Annotated in this window: 17 protein-coding genes; 11 read left to right on the top strand and 6 right to left on the bottom strand. The window is 36.3% G+C overall.

Going from position 1 to position 18,786, the window contains the following annotated elements; translation table 11 throughout:
* Positions 1-31: 31 nt before the first annotated feature.
* From AADJ06_RS19785 to AADJ06_RS19765, 5 genes are read left to right on the top strand one after another with little or no spacing between them, the layout of a single operon-like run.
* On the top strand, positions 32-2,200 hold the full coding sequence (locus tag AADJ06_RS19785; RefSeq protein ID WP_341228228.1) for a TonB-dependent receptor: 2,169 nt from the start codon (positions 32-34) through the stop codon (positions 2,198-2,200).
* Positions 2,201-2,236: 36 nt separating this feature from the next.
* Positions 2,237-2,875 (top strand): hypothetical protein, encoded by a 639-nt coding sequence (locus tag AADJ06_RS19780; protein ID WP_341228227.1) that lies wholly within the window; start codon positions 2,237-2,239, stop codon positions 2,873-2,875.
* A complete protein-coding gene (locus AADJ06_RS19775; RefSeq protein ID WP_341228226.1) occupies positions 2,866-3,456 on the top strand; it encodes a hypothetical protein in 591 nt (196 codons plus the stop codon). The genes AADJ06_RS19780 and AADJ06_RS19775 overlap by 10 nt, the downstream gene beginning before the upstream one ends.
* Positions 3,456-5,759 (top strand): histidine kinase, encoded by a 2,304-nt coding sequence (locus tag AADJ06_RS19770; protein ID WP_341228225.1) that lies wholly within the window; start codon positions 3,456-3,458, stop codon positions 5,757-5,759. The genes AADJ06_RS19775 and AADJ06_RS19770 overlap by 1 nt, the downstream gene beginning before the upstream one ends.
* A complete protein-coding gene (locus tag AADJ06_RS19765; RefSeq protein WP_341228224.1) occupies positions 5,734-6,495 on the top strand; it encodes a response regulator in 762 nt (253 codons plus the stop codon). Before AADJ06_RS19770 ends, AADJ06_RS19765 begins: the two co-directional genes overlap by 26 nt.
* Here the strand turns inward: AADJ06_RS19765 and AADJ06_RS19760 are convergent.
* Positions 6,492-7,025: an NADPH-dependent FMN reductase gene (locus AADJ06_RS19760; protein ID WP_341228223.1), complete on the bottom strand. Its 534-nt coding sequence runs from the start codon at positions 7,023-7,025 to the stop codon at positions 6,492-6,494. The two genes, AADJ06_RS19765 and AADJ06_RS19760, sit on opposite strands and share 4 nt — an antisense overlap.
* Positions 7,026-7,237: 212 nt before the next feature.
* On the opposite strand from AADJ06_RS19760, the gene fbaA reads away from it, so the two are divergent.
* From fbaA to ffh, 5 genes are all read left to right on the top strand, one after another.
* Entirely contained in the window at positions 7,238-8,320 is a 1,083-nt protein-coding gene (gene fbaA / locus AADJ06_RS19755) for a class II fructose-bisphosphate aldolase (protein ID WP_341228222.1), read from the top strand.
* 426 nt (positions 8,321-8,746) lie between these two features.
* The gene (locus AADJ06_RS19750) at positions 8,747-9,112 is read left to right on the top strand and encodes a hypothetical protein (RefSeq protein WP_341228221.1); all 366 of its coding nucleotides are present in this window, start codon (positions 8,747-8,749) and stop codon (positions 9,110-9,112) included.
* Positions 9,113-9,689: 577 nt separating this feature from the next.
* Complete coding sequence (locus AADJ06_RS19745; protein ID WP_341228220.1) at positions 9,690-10,049, top strand: hypothetical protein; 360 nt, start codon at positions 9,690-9,692, stop codon at positions 10,047-10,049.
* A 653-nt stretch (positions 10,050-10,702) separates the two neighbouring features.
* The gene (locus tag AADJ06_RS19740; protein ID WP_341228219.1) at positions 10,703-11,062 is read left to right on the top strand and encodes a hypothetical protein; all 360 of its coding nucleotides are present in this window, start codon (positions 10,703-10,705) and stop codon (positions 11,060-11,062) included.
* A 154-nt stretch (positions 11,063-11,216) separates the two neighbouring features.
* Positions 11,217-12,536, top strand: a complete 1,320-nt coding sequence (gene ffh, locus AADJ06_RS19735; protein WP_341228218.1) for a signal recognition particle protein — start codon at positions 11,217-11,219, stop codon at positions 12,534-12,536.
* A gap of 9 nt (positions 12,537-12,545) precedes the next feature.
* Here ffh and AADJ06_RS19730 read toward each other — a convergent pair whose 3' ends face one another.
* From AADJ06_RS19730 to hemA, 4 genes are all read right to left on the bottom strand, one after another.
* Positions 12,546-13,463, bottom strand: coding sequence for a PE-PGRS family protein (locus AADJ06_RS19730; protein WP_341228217.1), 918 nt, complete (start codon positions 13,461-13,463; stop codon positions 12,546-12,548).
* Between the two features lie 126 nt (positions 13,464-13,589).
* Positions 13,590-14,708, bottom strand: coding sequence for a lactonase family protein (locus tag AADJ06_RS19725; RefSeq protein WP_341228216.1), 1,119 nt, complete (start codon positions 14,706-14,708; stop codon positions 13,590-13,592).
* A gap of 24 nt (positions 14,709-14,732) precedes the next feature.
* Positions 14,733-15,413, bottom strand: a complete 681-nt coding sequence (locus tag AADJ06_RS19720) for a GDSL-type esterase/lipase family protein (RefSeq protein WP_341228215.1) — start codon at positions 15,411-15,413, stop codon at positions 14,733-14,735.
* A 158-nt stretch (positions 15,414-15,571) separates the two neighbouring features.
* Complete coding sequence (gene hemA / locus AADJ06_RS19715) at positions 15,572-16,828, bottom strand: glutamyl-tRNA reductase (RefSeq protein ID WP_341228214.1); 1,257 nt, start codon at positions 16,826-16,828, stop codon at positions 15,572-15,574.
* Positions 16,829-17,041: 213 nt separating this feature from the next.
* Between hemA and AADJ06_RS19710 the strand changes: the two genes are divergently transcribed.
* Positions 17,042-18,211: an ATP-binding protein gene (locus AADJ06_RS19710; RefSeq protein ID WP_341228213.1), complete on the top strand. Its 1,170-nt coding sequence runs from the start codon at positions 17,042-17,044 to the stop codon at positions 18,209-18,211.
* Here AADJ06_RS19710 and AADJ06_RS19705 read toward each other — a convergent pair whose 3' ends face one another.
* A complete protein-coding gene (locus AADJ06_RS19705; RefSeq protein ID WP_341228212.1) occupies positions 18,212-18,724 on the bottom strand; it encodes a hypothetical protein in 513 nt (170 codons plus the stop codon).
* Between the last annotated feature and the right edge of the window lie 62 nt (positions 18,725-18,786).

The raw sequence follows: 18,786 nt of genomic DNA, 5'->3' as shown, positions 1-18,786 counted from the left end.
TGTATCATCGAAAGCGAAACAAATACAAAACATGAAAAAACTATACACTCTATTACTTCTTCTAATCACACTACCCGTTTTAAGCCAAACCATCATTAGTGGAAAAGTGAGCGACAAAAAAGGAGAAGCTCTTCCTTTTGCCAACATCTCTTTAGAAGGTACCTATGATGGCGGCTCTTCTGATATTGACGGGAATTTCAACTTTAGCACTGAAGAAAAAGGCGAACACATTCTTCAAATCTCTATGATTGGCTACAAAACGTTAAAAGAGAATATCACTATCTCAGATACAGAACTAACATTTGACCTCAAACTTACCGAAAGCATTAACTCACTAAATGCGGTAGTGGTAACAGCAGGAATGTTTGAAGCATCAGACGAAAAGAAAATGGTAATGCTTAAACCTATGGATATTGTCACCACAGCTGGTGCAGGGGCAGACATAGTCTCTGTGATGCAATTTCTACCAGGTGCAAACCGCGTAGGAGAAACCGAAGGGCTTTTTGTTAGAGGTGGCTCTGCCAATGAAACTAAGACTGTTATTGATGGAATGATAGTTCAAAACCCATTTTTTAGCAGCACCCCAGATGTACCACAGCGAGGCAGATTTAATCCATTTATGTTTAAAGGTACTGCCTTTAGCACTGGGGGATACTCTGCCATGTATGGTCAAGCCCTTTCTTCCGTGCTTTTATTAAACACACAAGACAAGCAAGGCGATAACAGTAACATAAATCTAGGACTTAACATGGCAGGAGCCACGGCTTCATATACTCATAAAGGCTGGATAACAGGAACCGTCAATTACACCAACCTCTCTCCCCTACTTAATCTTGTCAAAACTAACATTGACTTTGAAAAAGTACCTCAGGGCTTTGGAACATCGTTAACTATAAATGAGAACTTTGACAACAATAGCTCTTTAAAAGTATACGGTACTTATACCGACAATTCATCTGCACTGGTATTGCCAACCTACGATGAGCAAAACGGTACTTACCTTTTTGAAAACAACAATGTCAACACATTTTCAAATGCCTCTTATAGACGCTCTTTTGACGAAGGTAACTGGGTTATGCAAGCTGGCTTATCTTACAGTAATAACAAAGACAACCTGCTGATTGATGACATTAACTCTGACAGAAACGATAAAAGAACACAAGCTAGAATGGTTTGGAGTAGGTTATTTGGCGAAGAGCAGAGCAGCTCATTTAATTTTGGAGCCGAGTATCATAACATCAAACTCTCCAACCTTTATGGCGAAAATGAATTAAACTTAGACGATAAATTCACAAGCATATTTGCCGAATCAGAGTTTTATATTACCTCTAAACTAGCTGGTAGATTAGGATTAAGAACAGAGCATTCATCTATCATTGGTGAAATGAACTTAGCTCCAAGAGTTTCGCTGGCTTATAAAGCTGGAAAATATGCACAATTCTCTCTAGCAGCAGGTAGGTTTTACCAAAACCCTGACAAAGAATACTTATATATTAATCAAAACTTAGGTTATGAAAATGCGGACCATGTCATTTTAAACTACCAAGTAAAGAAAAACGACAGAACTTTTAGAACGGAAGTGTTCTACAAAAAATATAACAACTTGGTAAGCGAAGAGACGGAAAGCTTTGACCCTAACCCATACAGGTTCCCGACAGGATTGACAGACAACTCTGGTAAAGGTTACGCACAAGGTTTTGACGTATTCTTTAGAGACCAAAAATCACTAAAAAGTGGAGATTTCTGGTTAACTTACTCTTACCTTGACACTGAGCGTCAATTTAAAAATTATAGCAGTCAAGTACTTCCTAGCTTTGCTTCAAAGCATAACTTCTCTGCTATTTACAAACAATTCTTTGACGCTATAGCCACTAATATTGGGGTAACATTTACACATACTTCTGGCAGACCAATCTACACTATAAACGAAGACTTTAAGAATGTAGAATACACCAAAGCCTTTCAAAACCTAAGCCTAAGTGCCAGTCATGTAAAACAGTTTGGAAATCAGTTTGTGGTTTTTTATGCTACGCTTGATAATGTACTCGGTAGAAATAACATTTTCGGCTATCGCTATTCTACCGATGGCAAAGAAAGGTACGCCGTAAAACCAACATCAAATCGCTCTTTCTTCTTTGGAATTAACTGGACCATTGGCCAGCTAAACGGTAGAAGTAAAGAAGCAGACCTTAATTTTTAATTCAATTACTAATTTTTTAAAATAAATATAATCAAAATGAAAAAAGTAGCCCTTTTAATTACACTAGCCTTCGGTATATTCTCAGCATCCGCTCAAAAGCCAGCTTATGAGAAAGCAATGACAAGCATTGTTACAGAAATTCAACAACCCGGAATCACAGAAAGCCTTCAGCCTCAAACCAATAAAATGGAGAGAATAGCCGCAGCAGAAGAATCTGAATGGCTTCCGAAATATTGGGTGGCTTATGGTTATGCAATGGAGTCTTTCAGAAAACAAGATTCTGGCGAAAAAGACCAACTTCTAGAATTAGCAGAAAAGTCGATAGCAGCAGCTGAAAGACTTTCACCTGATAATGACGAAATAGAGGTTCTAAAAGCTCAAATAGCCTCGGCAAGAGTAAGTGTAGACCCTATGAATAGATTTCAAACCTACGGTGATAAATTTATGAAAGCCCTGGCCAAAGCAGAAAAACTAGAACCTAGCAACCCAAGAGTAGATTACTTAAAAGCTATGAATGCCTTTTATACACCAGAAAATTTTGGAGGAGGAAAGGCAATAGCTAAGCCGCTTTTTGAGCAAGCCTTAGATAAATACAGTAAATTCGAACAAAAATCTACCATTCACCCAAGTTGGGGTAAGATGGAATCAGAGTATTTTCTTTCACAATGTCAATAATAACTATGTCAACTAAGCCTTTAGGATACGCCGAACTAATTACCGAATCAGAACGAGTACGACGCAAGAACGGATTCATTAAGTTTCTATTTGTTTTCCCAGCAGCCTTTATAGCCTATATCATTCATGGCGGTATAGGACCTCTTTTACAAAGCTGGTTTATAAATTTAGAGTTTCTTATTCCAATGTTTCAAACTGCTCTTTTCTTGCATTTTTTAGGTAAAGCGAATATCCTAAAAGGCTTTGACAGGTTTGTTTCCATTTTCAATGGAGAAGCCTGGCAAAAAAATAAAGTTTTACAATACATTCCGGTGAGCGTAGCTAATAGCTGGATACCGTTTTTTGTTAATCTAATGATTTTTATGGCCATGATGATAGGTTTCCAAATTGGCCTTAGCATACTTTCTAATATGGGATTTGTACAGTCTTTCCTCGAGAAGTGGAATGTACTTTATCCCAATGCTGGTTCTGCTCCTCTTTACGCTTTCTGGAAAAACAGCGTCATAGTACCCATAGCACTGTGCTTCCTTGCAGTGGTGACCAACTGGCTTTTCATAGACAAACTGAATGAAACTAAATAATGATAGGCTCTCCCTTATACAGCAAGCCTTTTTTAAGCGATGAACTCAAAACCCTTGAGCTACAAACCGCATGGGGTGATATTGAGATTATTGGTGGCGACCACGAAGAATACAGAATCGAGGTCTACCCTTTTAAAAGAGGCTTATTCAATCTTTTCTTTCAAGAGCGAATGAGCAAATCTGCTTTTGAAAGACTTCAATTTAGAATTGTTAAAGAAGGGGATTCGCTAATTATCAAAAGGCTATCTTCTCCAAAAAGCTGGTTTGACGCATTATTTTCGGGTGCTCAGGTATCATTCAGAATTTTTGCTCCAAAAAATTTATCAGTCAAAGTAAGCTCAAGAATAGGTGATGTTACACTTATAAATATTGAAGGAAAACACTTTATCAAAAGTTCGGTAGGAAAAACTACACTTAAAGGAGTAAGTGGCGAAGTCAAAACTGCTGGAAAGAATTTTGGGGGAGGTCTATTTATTCAGCATTGTAATGGAGACATAGAACTTCATACTAGCGGTGGCAATGTTAACGTCCTAAGTTCAGAAGGTACCCATGCGTATAGCACAAATGGTGGCAATATTGACATTGCAGATTTTACTGGCAATCTCAGCGTAAAAACTAAGGGTGGAAATATTAAGGTAAATAGACTCTCGGGCGAACTAAAAGCACTTAGCTGGGGAGGAAACATCAATTTGCGAGGTATGCGAGCCAACATAGCCGCCACCACTAAAGGAGGTAACGTAAAGGCCGACATGGATGAGCTGAAAGAGTTTTTGTTTCTAGAAAGCAGTGGAGGAAACGTAAGCAGCTATATCCCACAAAATGCCAATATGACTTTAGATGCAAGAGGCAGTAGAGTCAAAAATTATGGAAGCTTCCATTTTAACGGTTTAACTGCTAGAAACCAGCTGAATGGTATTGCTAATAATGGGGGCGTTAACGTAACACTTAGAAGTCGTGGGGGGAATGTTAAAATTTATGAGCATCTGACTTCAGATATACGGCCAACTCCTACAAGAGCAAAAGCCGATTATTCTAGCAATGCAATAGCTAAACCTTTGTCTCAACCGAAGGCCACTTCCTCTACGCCATCACCTAAGCCTTCTTCTAAGTCCACTTCTGTGCCAAGGCCTTCTAGGAGAAGCACCATCAAGGCCAAGAAGAAAGAAAAAAAAGATTGGAAATTTAAGCCTTATATTCCCTCTTTTACCCAAGCTTTATACGCCTTTCTGTTTACTATTCTTTTTGTGTACGGTTTAAATAGCATCACCTACTTTACTTCAGAGCTTTTTAATCCTACATCTTTAGAAGCGGAGCAAAATAAGGCCGTAGCTCTATTAAACCTTACTACAGGGCTCTCCTCTTTTTTAGGTGTCATTTTATTCTTGACTTTTCTGGAGCAGTATATTCAGTCTAAATGGGGAAAATACATAACGCTAATTGGCCTTACCACTTTTTCATTCCTAATTATTCATATGATGATAAATGGGTATGCTGGCAGCCTAACAAATCCTCAAGAATTCTGGCAATATTTTAATGATATCACTCAGCCTAAAGATTACTACCTTTCTTCAAACCTGGCTTATATTTTTTATGGCATAATACCCTCTTTTGTTGGTTGTATATTTTATACTTTCTGGAGCCGCTCTACTAATCTTAACAGAAAAATATCTGAGCAAGAATACCAGCTTCTTACCATGGAGAAGCTAAAAACACAAGCTCAACTTACTGCCTTAGAAGCTAGAATAAACCCTCATTTTCTGTATAATTCGCTTAACAGTATTGCCGGGCTAATTCATGAAGACCAAGATAAGGCAGAAGATATGACGGTAGAGCTATCGAAACTTTTCAGGGCTTCCACTGGAAGAAATAATAAAAGTAACCATACCATAGGTGAAGAAATAAGCCTCATAAAATCATATTTAGCAATAGAGCAGATGCGTTTTGGCGATAGATTAAAATTTAAGATTGACGTACAAGATTCTTTAAACGATAGATTGATACCGAGATTTCTTTTACAACCCTTGGTAGAAAACGCTATTAAACATGGAATTTCTAAAATAGCTTCTCACGGTGAAATTAAAGTTACTATTCAGGAAATAGAAGACCATATTCAAATTGACATTCATGACAACGGCCCTAATTTTGGCGAATCTGTTTCTGGCGGATATGGACTAAAAAGTGTCAAAGACAAACTTGCATTGATATATGGAGACCAAGCATCTCTTGAAATAAGCAATGACCCCATTAAAAATATTCAAATTAGCATAGACAAAAAACATGATTTACAAAACACTATTAATTGACGATGAGCCACTAGCTATTAGCCGATTAAAAAGGTTACTAGCAAAATTTGATAATGTATTTGAGGTAATTGATCATGCAAATAATGGTCAAGAAGGCGTAGAAAAAATTGAATCTTTAAAGCCTGACCTCATTTTCTTAGACATTGAAATGCCAATAATGAATGGTTTTGAAATGCTTTCTAATTTAGAATATATACCTACCGTTATTTTCTGTACGGCCTTTGACCAGTACGCCATTCAGGCCTTTGAAGAAAACAGCTTAGACTATTTGCTTAAGCCTGTAGAAAAAGAACGTTTACAGAGAACCGTGGACAAACTTAAAAGTCAAGCAAGTCAAAAAGCTTCTGGATTTGAGCAAATTGCCCTTCAAAAATTAATGGAGCAACTAAACCCAAAAAAAGACCTTCACAGCATAACTGTAAAGTCTGGTGATAAAATACTTTTTGTATCACTTACAGAAATCAGCCATTTCCAAGCAGAAGATAAATACGTTTTTTTGAACACTCTTGACGGAAAACAGTATTTAACCAATCATACCATAACTTCTTTAGTAGATAAACTTCCTGCTGAGTTTGTACGAATTAGTAGAGCTGCCATTATTCATTCATCCCGAATTCAATTTATGGAAAAAGGTTTTAACGGAAAATTCACTATTCAGTTAAAAGACCAAAAAGGCACTAAATTAGAATCTGGGAGCAGTTATGCTGATAATATTAAGAGGTTAATGGAAGTTTAAAACGCCAACAGCTTCCTTACTTGCTCGTTTATAAAACCTTCATAGGTCAAATTAGTAATTTGCTGTCCGTCAAAATGCTTGGCTATTTCACCAAGCTTTACACGGAGCCCTAGCACATTGGCCCCCATGTAGCTTAAAATATCATCAAGATGGCTTAGGCCAACGGCGTTTCCTTGCACACCGCTAGACAAACCTACCAAAGCAACTTTCTTATCAAGTAAAGAATCAGGGTATCTTAAACCATCAATAAAGGTTTTGAGCACACCAGGAAAAGAACCATTGTACTCAGGCACAAAAATGAAAACCTTTGAAACAGCGTCTAAGTTTGTCTGAAAATCATTATAACTAACATCTTTACCCCTATTATGGTAAAGAGCAGAAAATGCGAAACTTTCCGGTAGTTTTTGAAGATTAATCATCACCGTTTCGTTACCTTCTGCTTCTATCTTTCTTTTATAATAATTTGCCATCTCTAAAGAGAGAGCACCCGTACGGTTAGTTCCAACTATAATTCCGATTTTTTCAGACATCCAATATGCTTTACTTTATAAATTCAAAACAAATTTAGGAAACTTAGGTTCAAAACCCTTAGCGACAAGCTTCAAGTCCTTAAAGCCAAAAAGTGTCTTGTTTTTTTACATATAGCCTCAAAAAGCTTACTTTTGACATCGTTCCCATAGATGAAATGGGCTTCTTTCTTAGTTTAAAGAAAATCTAATTATAATACTAAAATATAACATTAATGAGTCAATCTTTGGTAAAGCCGGGTGTAGTAACTGGTGAAGCATTAAACCAATTGCTTCGTCACGCTAACGAAAACAATTACGCTCTTCCAGCTGTAAATGTGGTAGGTACTAACTCTATCAATGCAGTTTTGGAAACAGCTGCAGCATTAAACTCTCCAGTAATTATTCAATTTTCTAATGGTGGAGGTTCTTTCTACGCCGGAAAAAGTTTATCAAACGACGGCCAAAAGGCGGCTATCGCTGGTTCTATTTCTGGTGCTTTGCATGTACATCACATGGCTGAGCATTATGGTGTACCAGTAGTATTACATACTGACCACTGTGCTAAAAAACTTTTACCTTGGATTGACGGTCTTTTAGATGCTGGCGAAGAGCATTTTAAAAAAACTGGCAAACCTTTATTTAGCTCTCATATGATAGATTTATCAGAAGAGTCTCTTGAAGAAAACATGGAGATTTGCTCTGAATATCTAAAGAGAATGGCCAAAATAGACATGACCTTAGAAATAGAATTAGGTATTACTGGTGGAGAAGAAGATGGTGTTGACAATACTGACGTAGATAGCTCTAAGCTTTACACGCAGCCATCTGAAGTAGCTTATGTTTACGAAACACTTAAAGCTATCTCTCCTAACTTCACTGTAGCAGCTGCTTTCGGAAACGTTCATGGTGTTTATAAGCCAGGTAATGTTTCTTTACAGCCAAAAATTCTTAAAAATTCTCAAGACTTTATTCAAGAGAAGTTTAAAACTGGTCCTCTTCCTGTAAACTTTGTATTCCACGGTGGTTCTGGTTCTTCTAGAGCAGAAATCAGAGAAGCCATAGATTACGGTGCCGTTAAAATGAACATTGACACTGATATGCAGTGGAGCACTTGGGAAGGAATTCTTGAGTATTACAAAAAGAACGAGGCTTACCTACAAACTCAATTAGGTAACCCAGATGGTGATGATGTACCAAACAAAAAGTACTATGACCCAAGAAAATGGCTTAGAGAAGGCGAATCTAGCATGGTAGCTCGTCTTAAAGTTGCATTTGAAGATCTTAACTGCATTAATAGAATTGAAGGATTAGTTTAATACTCCTTTAGAATCTTTTAAAATCCCGCTGATTAATTTCAACGGGATTTTTTTATATCCATTAGGCTCAATTCAATCCTACTCAAAACAGCCTAAAAGTTCAAATTGAACAATTCTAACAGCGTATTGCACAGCAAAAAGCAAAAGTCCTAGACTTTTCATCAAATCATTAAAAATCAACATGTTACGTAATTGTTAATTAGCATTGTACTTTTTAAAGTACTTATAGCAAGGTTTAACTAAACGTAGTATTTTTCTAAGATTATGATAGGATTGTGATATGAATCTAACAAGTACACAATCAAGCCTATTGCATCGTATGGGCACATTACCCTATGTTTGTAATGTCAAAGGGAACAAAAATAACATCCCCGACAAGTAAGAATCTAAGAATTCACAGTTTAGAAAACTTAAAAGAAGAACAAAATGAAAAAGTTAATTTTATCAGCGGTTATGTTAATTGGATTATCAGCCGCAACTAACGCAGAAGCAAACGATCACATTTACTCTACTAACTTAGTAGAAACAGATTTAAATGTGAAGGCCATGAAAGGTCTTAAATTCAAAGTAACAGCTTTGAATATTATAGAGAAGTCAACGTTGGTTTTGAAAGACGATAGAGGAACCGTTATATACAAAGCACCTGTACAAGACAAAGACTACGTGAAAGTATTTGACTTATCTTCTCTTCCAGACGGTGACTATAGTTTAGTATTATCTTCAGGAAAAGAAAGCTCAGTAAAGTCTTTTCAAATCAAAACTGAAACAACCAGATTAGTATCTAATCTGTAAGATAAATTAGTCAAAGAGCATACCCTACTTTGGTTTTGAAACCTTCACTTTTAAAAGTGGAGGTTTTTTTATGCCCTAGCACCTCCTAAATAAAACTGTACTGAGACTCTAGATGATTTATAATCTCACAAGCGATATCAATAATTCATTAGCATCAACTAAACCTAAACTCGCAGAGAAGCACCAAATTTATATTCATTCATACCATATGAAGTACGACCTTCAGGCCCTATAATAATTAGACATTTATCGAAATAATACAATTTGTACAATTCCACGCTAAGTTTGGACTTCAAAGAAAAGAGATCCTATACATTTCTTTATATACTTTAATATCAGCCACTTACTTAAACAAACACACTCATTGTACTTTTTAAAGTACTTATAGTATCAATAGCACAATCGTGGTACTATTCTAATAATTTGGTAGGATTGTGATATGAATATTCATCACGTCACACTTAGCCTATTGCATCGTATTGCCACTATACCCTAAGTTTGCAATGTCAAAGGGAAACAAAATCAAAAATCACCCTTTGCATAAAACTAAGATTTAAACAGGAAAATTAAGAAATATATGAAAAAGCTAATTTTATCAGCAGTAATGTTAATTGGATTATCAACTGCTACAATTGCCAACGACCATATTTATGCAGCAAACTTTGCTAAAGCTGACTTAAGCTTGAAAGCAATGAAAAACTTAAAGTTTAAAGTTTCTGCTTTTAACGTAGAGGCTAAGTCAATTTTGATATTGAAAGACGACCGTGGAACAGTACTTTACAAAGCAGCTGTAAACTCTGAAGATTACTCTAAAGTGTTAGACTTATCTTCTCTTCCAGATGGCGACTACCGTTTAATCCTTTCTACAGAAGACGACAATACAGTTAAGGCATTCAAAATCAAAACTGAAACTACTAGAGTAGTATCTAACCTTTAATTCAGAAATTCTTTAGAGTCAAGAACTCGTTTTTATTTAGAAGAAACCTCCATATTGCAGTGGAGGTTTTTTTATGCCTAAATCACACCTGAGTATTCCCTATAAAACTAGCCACTATTTAAGCCATAGCTCTGTGAGAAATCAAGAATTTCTATAAACTCTATGCTAGGGTAAGAAACAAAGTAAAGGTTGGTATTAATTATTTATCACACCTAGCCATATCGAACTCATAATCACTTAGCTAAAATGGTTCCTTTTATAACTTCAAAAAAATAAAACAGCAAGAGTTTGAATAGTTAACCTCACTTTGACAAACAAAGGAATAATCCAATTAGTACAATTCTAACCTTAGTTTGGACTTCCATTTAGAAATATCCTACTATTTTCTTTATATACTTTAATATCAATATTTTACGAACAAAATAAAAGGATTGCACTTTATGAAGTACTTATAGTACCCTCTACACAATCATTGTACTATTCTAATATAATGATAGGATTGTGATATGAATATTCTTGAAACATTTTTTGCCTATTGCTTTGTAATAAGACTCTTCCGTATGTTTGTAACGTCAAAGGGAAACAAAACAATCAACTAACCTTTGCGAAAAACCAAGAATTAAAACTTTAAAAACAACAAAAAAGCAAAATATATGAAAAAGCTAATTTTATCAGCAGTTATGTTAATCGGATTATCAACTGCTTCTATCGCAAACGATTACATTTTCGCCACCAATTTCGTAAAAGGTGATTTGACTTTAAAGGCAATGAAAAACCTTAAATTCAAAGTTGCGGCATTTAACCTGGAAGCTAGGTCTATCTTAGAAATAAAAGATGACAGTGGTATGGTTCTTTACAAAACTTCAGTAGTAAACGAAGATTATGTTAAAGTATTTGACTTATCTTCTTTACCAGACGGAAGTTATAAATTGGTATTAACTACAGGAAAAGAAAGCACTGTAAAGCCATTTGAAATCAAAACTGAAACTACTAGAGTAGTAACAAACCTATAATTTAAGTCTTCAATTAAGAAAAGTAAGATTTTACATTTAAAAAAGCCCTCACTTTCAATTAAGTGGGGGCTTTTTATTTCTTTACATGAAGTCAAATCGTTAAATTTGCGATCCTTTTTGACCCATTGTCAATTACAAGAAACAGCTATAAGAAATGTTTGAAAGTTTACAGGATAAATTATCAGGAGCCTTTAAAACCCTAAAGGGTAAAGGCAGAATCACAGATGTCAATATTGCGGCCACGGTAAAAGAAATTCGCCGAGCTCTAATAGATGCTGACGTAAACTATAAAGTAGCCAAAGAGGTCACTGATAGAGTAAAGCAGGAAGCTTTAGACAGAAAAGTAAAAGTAGCCGTAGAACCTGGTCAGCTATTTACCAAAATTGTTCAAGACGAGCTTACCCAACTAATGGGAGGCACGGCTAAAGCCGTCAACATTACTGGCTCACCAGCGGTAGTTTTGATAGCAGGTCTTCAAGGTTCTGGTAAAACTACTTTTTCTGGCAAGTTTGCCAGTTACTTAAAGAAACAAGGAAAGCAAGTAATGCTAACAGCTGCTGACGTTTATCGTCCCGCTGCCATTACGCAATTACAGGTTCTTGGTGAGCAAATAGGTGTAGATGTATACGCAGAGCCTGACAATAAGAATGCTGTAGACATTGCAAAAAATGCTGTAGCCGAAGCAAAAAGTAAAGGAAAAAATATAGTCATTATTGATACAGCCGGTAGACTTGCTGTGGATGAAATAATGATGCAAGAGGTTGAGGATATCAAAAAGGCTATTAATCCTACTGAAATCCTTTTTGTGGTTGATTCCATGACTGGTCAAGATGCCGTCAATACCGCAAAAGCCTTTAACGACCGTCTTGACTTTGATGGTGTAGTTCTTACCAAATTAGATGGTGATGCACGCGGTGGTGCTGCTCTTTCGGTGAAAGCAGTGGTAGACAAGCCAATCAAGTTCATGAGTACTGGGGAGAAAATGGAAGATTTAGATATCTTTCACCCAGACAGAATGGCCAATAGAATCTTGGGCATGGGTGATGTTATCTCCTTAGTGGAGAGAGCTCAGCAAGCTTATGACGAAGAAGATGCTAAACGACTTAACAAGAAAATGAGGGAGAATAAATTCGACCTCAACGATTTCTTAAGTCAGTTAGAGCAAATCAAGAAAATGGGTAATGTTAAAGACCTTATGGGCATGATTCCAGGAATGGGGAAAGCTGTAAAGGACTTGGATATTGACAATAATTCTTTCAAACCTATAGAAGCTGTCATAAAATCAATGACTCCAAAAGAAAGAGAGAATCCAGACATCATCAACGGCACTCGAAGAAAGAGAATAGCCAACGGTAGCGGTACATCTATTCAACAAGTTAACAACCTATTGAAGCAGTTTGACCAAATGAGAAAGATGATGAAGAAAATGAACAAACTTCAAGGAGCCGGAAGACTTGGAAAAATGTTCGGTTAAGGAGCAATCTTATTGCTCCACCACTTTTCTTTGGTAATAGTTTAAATTAACCTGAGAGGCGTTATTTAATTCGGAAAGCGTATAGTATCCAGAATTATTAACATCAAAGCAAATAGCCTCTCCTTGTGGTTCAACATAATATGGAGCACCTACATCTCTGCTTCTAGATAGAGCCTCATAAATAGTTTCTGACTCTTTTAGACGCCAGTAAAATACTGCATTGTAGTCTTTTATTAGCAACTGCTTCCCATCAGAAGACATATCTGCTGCTGTAATTCCAGAATGAGGTATAGTACCCAAAAACTCTGCTACATTCTGTGTATCTAAACTATAAGGATATGTCAATCTGTAAACCCTGACGCTAAAAAGCTGCCTTTTGCTTATAAAGTAAATGTCTTTAGTGTTTGGATCTACAAACATAGCTTCTACATCAATAGCATCCATATCTTGATACCTGAATTGAATAGTTACTAAATCTAAATTTTGGTCATTTAAAGATGTAGGCTCCTTTAATCTATAAACCATATAGTTTTTATGCACAGAGGCATTATCACCTATATCTCCAATATAAAGGTAGTTCTGACCGTCCACCGGACCGGGTCCGCTTGCCATGTCTTCCCAGTCTCTATTAAATAGTGGCAAGGTAACTTTACCAAGATAGTCTCCAGTGTTCGAAAGCATAAATAAAGATGGCGAAGTGTTCCCGTTTTCTGTTACCCAAATGTTTCCTGACATTGACTGGCTAGCCACTATGCCAGATGCTTGATTCATTATTCCCTTTTGAATAGGAAACGAGGCTGGTGAAGACAAAAACTCTGGCAAAGGTTCCTCACTTGGCTCTTCAGGACCAACCGGCTGATCTCCTTGAAAAAGAAAACACGACTGGCATACCAATACAAATACAAAAGCTACTACTAATCTAATCATGAAGCACGGGGCTATTTCTATAATCCAACGACAAAACTATGCCATTAATATTTCAAACGACAGAAGATTTTTGAATTACAGAAAAAACACATAGCTCAAAGACTACGCTTCTTGAAAAAGTTTTAATTAATCTACAAATAGCAAACAAACTGGCATCGAAACCTTTATCTCTTTATTGGTTGGAGAAATTTTACCAGTCACTTCATCCCTGTCAAAAATGACAATATTATCAGATTCTTGGTTTGCCACTAAAATAAATTTTCCAGAAGGAGAAATTACAAAATTACGAGGCATTTGACCCAAAGCAGAATGATGACTAAGCTCTGTTAGCTTTCCTGTTTCTTTGTCGATAGAGAATATAGCAATAGTGTCTACAAATCTATTTGAAGCGTAAAGGAACTTACCATCTGGAGAAATATGAATATCTGCAGAAGAGTTTTTCCCATCAAAGTCTTCTGGTAGTGTACTTACCTCCTCAATAGTTTCTAATCCTTCATCTGAATACTTAAATGCTGTAACTGCTCCGGTTAACTCCTGCACCACATAAGCAAATTTCCCGTTTGGATGAAAGGTAAGGTGTCGAGGTCCAGAGCCAGCAGAAACAGACATTGACTTCCCTTCAGTTAACTGCCCTGTAGCTGCATCAAGTCTATAAGCCATTACTTTATCAATACCCAAATCTGGTACAAAAACGTCCATATTATTTGGAGAAACATTGACCGAATGAACATGAGGAGCTTCTTGACGCTCTTTATTTGGACCCTTCCCTTTATGACTTATTTCTTGAACAGGAGCTCCTACACCACCATTTTCTAAAATTGGCAAAACAGCTAAAGAGCCGCTTGAATAATTACCAGTCAATACCCACTTCCCAGACTTATCAGTAGTAATGTGACATGGATGCACACCTCCAGAAGAAGCTATATTAATTTCTGTTAAAGTAGAATCTCCTAAAGCTAAAGAAACTACACTACCACCTTCTATTTCACTTACAGCGTAAACGTTCTTTTTGTTAGGCGAAAGGGCCAAGAATGAAGGATTATTCAAACCTTTGGTAACATTCACTAATCTGCTATCTCCCGTTTCAGGATTAAACTTATACATGTAAATACCTTCGCTTTCTCTCGCGGTATAAGTACCTACTAATAGAGTCAATTCTTCTGGGCTTTCCATTACATTTTCTTCGGTTTGAGTTTGGCAAGAAACTATCATGCAAACAGACAAAAGGGCTAAAAGGTATTTCATTATTTTCTTTTTAGGCAGTAATTATTATTTCAAAACTTTATCTAATTCCTTCTTTATTTCGGCCGCCCATATATCATAACCAGCTTGATTTTGATGAAGCTTATCACCTAAAAAAAGCTCATCTCTCGGCATACCTTCTTCATTTAGGTATGGAGCCACAGAATCAATGAAGTACATATTAGTATGACTCTCACAGTAAGCCTTCATTTTTTCATTTAACTTATTTACCTCTGGCCAAACCTTCCATCTGCTACTGGTAGGCGTAACAGCTATTTGAAAAATAGGGGTATCAGGATATTTCACTCTCACTGTTCTAACTACTTCTTTAAAAAGAGTCATTACCTCACCCACACTTCTGTCATTATCACCACCGGTGATATCATTTGCCACAAAAATGCATAAGGCTTGAAAATTATGCGGGTAGACTAATCGCTTTGTAAAGTGAATTAAATCTGAAAAATGTGCTCCTCCGTAACCTCTTCTAATAGGCTCATAGGGTGCCATATCTTCCTTTATATTTTTCCAAATTCTTACACTCGAGCTTCCAATAAATAAAACCGCATCGTCAGAGTAGGTTTCAGCATCATCTCTATACTCTAGCTTGGTTATTTCCTCTTCCCAGCGAGCTTCGGTATCAGCATATTTTTTATAAGGCGAGCAAGCTAGAACTAAGCTAGCGAAAGAAAGGAGAAGCAATTTTTTCATAATAGGGTTCAGATAAATTTTGACCTACAAGATACGTATTTATACATACCATTTCCATCAAAAATAAATTCTTAATTAAGATGCCAAATCAATGTGTAGACAAAGCCGTTCTATTAGCAATAGAAACAACTATTAGGCCTAGGAAATTTTAAGAAAAACTACGATTTAACCTTTTCTAAATCAAAAAGGTCATTGAGGACATCAATGAGGGTTTCGGCCTCACCTCTTTTACAAGCAGCCTTTAATTGGAGAACTGGAAGTTTTATAACCTTCTGCATCATGCTACTAGTTATTTTATCCATTTTGACAGCCTCTTCTTCAGATAAAGACTTAACATATTTGGACATTTCCTCCTTACGAATCTGCTCTAAAGCTCCTTTAAGTTTTTGAATAGTTGGAGAAACCACCATTTGATTTGACCAGTCGCCAAAATCTTTAACCGCTCCGCCTATAATATTTTTCACAGCAGGTATAGATGACTTGCGTCCTTCCAAAGCTCTATTAGCTCTCACCTGAATTTCATCCAAATCATAAAGAACCATACCGGGCTCTTTTTGAATATCCGGTGAAATACTTCTTGGTACAGATAAGTCCACAAAGTATTTAACACTTTTATGACCTAAATCCTTTACCGTTTCTAAGTCAATAAATGGCTCTTCTGTCCGAATAGAAGAAATTACTATATCAAACCTTTTGAGGTTCCTTTTAACATCTTCAAAAGCGAGGATATCAAAATGCAAAGAACTTGAAAGCTTCTCTGCTTTTGAATGTGTACGGTTAGCAACAGTAAAATTACTATAACCCTTATCGTTCAAAGTTTTCACTACATCCTGGCCAATCTCTCCAAGACCTAAAACCAATATCTTAGGCTCATTTAATAAATGTAAGAAAGACTCCATGGTCTCTACAGTGGCATAAGAAGTAGAAGCAGCACCGTCTCTAAAACCAGTTTCTTGAACTACACGTTTGTTCACAAAGAAAACCGAATGCATTAATCTGTGAATAAATGGGCCAGCCATATCCATATCTGCAGACCATTGATATGCATTTTTGATTTGATTCGGAATTTGTAGGTCACCTATAACCTGCGAATGCAAACCAGTGGCAACTTCAAAAACATATTCTAAACCTTTCTCTTCTGAAAAAGTCTCTATGTGCGAAAGAATCAAAGTAGAGTCAACACCTTTTTCTGCTGCTAACAGCTTGACTAAATCAATAGAGCAGTCATTGTCTGCTAGATAGTAAATCTCAGTACGGTTACATGTAGACAAAACTACCGACTCACTAATCCCAAAAACATCTTTAATTTTAAGAAGTAGAGCCTTACACTCATCTTCATTTAATGCAATACGTTCCCTTAACTCCAGCGATGAAGTTTTATATGAGATTGATATTACTTTAAATTGACTTGTCATACCGTATGTTATTGCGACACAAATTTACGTTTATAATAATATATCTTTGTTATGATTAAAATCACAAAATGCAATTTAGATTCATTCTAAACAGGAATGTCTGTTTCTTGAAAAAGTGCAAGACTTGAAATTAACCGTGGAGATAATTAACGCTTGGAATAACAATTCCGTTCCTAAAATTTAATAATGACTAAAAACAGGTTCTTTTTTAATATGTCAGACCAGTTATCTGGTTGGAGACTAGTAATCATAAGTGTTTTAATGCTTGTGGGAGCAGGTGTATTATATTACTTCAATCAGCTTGGGCAAGCCCTTGAAGACCGAGAAAAAAAGTATGCAGCACTCTATGCAGAAAGTGTCCGCTTTTTCATCGAGCAGGGTCTTGATAGTCCATGTGATTATACTTTTGTATCAGAGGTAATTGCTGCAAATGAAAGTATACCTGCAATTCTAGTTTCAGATGGGGAAGTTATAAATATTGTCAATGTTCCGGAATTAATAGATTCTACTAAACACTTTAGCCCAAAAGAAAGAAAAGCATTCGAAGATGAAATGATTTTAGAAATGGCCGCAGAACATGAGCCTATTGAAATTGACCTCTTAGACGGCCAAAGAGGATATCTATATTATTCTAGTTCCACTACACTTAAGGAATTAAAGTTTTTCCCTTACATATTACTAGCCACATTTTTAGTTTTTGGAACTTTAGCTTTTATAGCCTACAGCTCTTCCAGAAAAGCCGAAGAAAATAGAGTTTGGGTAGGTTTAGCCAAAGAAACCGCTCACCAACTTGGTACACCCATATCTGGCTTGTTAGGTTGGATAGGAGTACTCAGAGACTCAGACGGTTTTGACCAAACCATAGGAGATGAGATGGAAAAGGATGTTTACCGCCTTGAAACCATCACCACTAGGTTTTCAAATATTGGTTCTGTTCCCACCAAAAAGGAAGAAAACGTAGGTCTTGTGGTGGAAGAAACTACAACTTATTTGAGACGAAGAATTTCAACTAAAATAGACTGGCATGTAACCAACAGCCTGCCAGCCGAAGTTTTAACTAAAATAAATAGGCACCTATTTGAATGGGTTATAGAAAACCTTTGCAAAAATGCTGTAGATACTATGGCTGGAGTAGGAGAACTTCATGTCACCATTTATCAAAAACCAAACGGTAAGGTCCAAATTGATATCAGAGATACTGGAAAAGGAATTTCCAACGCCAATCAAAGAAAGATTTTCAGACCTGGGTTTTCTACCAAAAAGAGGGGCTGGGGCCTTGGACTTACTCTAGCTAAAAGAATAATTGAAACTTACCATGGCGGAAAGCTTTTTATCAAACAATCTGAACTAGAAAAGGGAACTACCTTCGGAATTATAGTTTAACTAAAGTGCCGAAATTCTATTTAGAACTATCTCTTCGGTTTCTGTAGAATTACTGAGATTTCCGGAGCTATCTTTTAATTGAATTTCAAATTTCAAGGTGTCAAATTTAGGCGTAAACGCATGAAAGAAATCTATAGAATAACTTAAATAACCTTCAATTGGTCCAGGCTTACTTTCCAAACTTAAACTTGGGAAATATCCTGAGTAAGGGATTAAAGGTTGAAATTCTTTAAAAACACCATTTTGTTTCCTGAAAGGCTTAATTAAATAATTAAAGTTGTCTGAAGTTACAGCTTCTTCCTTTTGAATTTCACTGTATCCTAAATCTCCATCACCATCTTCAAAATATACTGTTACTACCACAGAGTCTTTTGTGAGCCCTCCATCTTGGTCCAATCTTATTTGACTGCTAATAGAGTCAAAGTTTATAACTGGCGTCAAAGCAAAGTCTGGCTCTTTAAAACAAGAACTCAATGAAAGAGCAAAACATAAAAAAGTAATTATTCTTCCCACGGTCATCAAATCAAAAGTAATTTTGTAAAAGAACGAAAAACATACGCGTTCCGTTTAAAAAA

It is taken from the genome of uncultured Arcticibacterium sp. (assembly GCF_964021845.1).
Lineage (GTDB): Bacteria > Bacteroidota > Bacteroidia > Cytophagales > Spirosomataceae > Arcticibacterium.
The sequence above is the reverse complement of the archived record's forward strand: the minus strand, read 5'-3'. Positions and strand labels throughout refer to the sequence as shown.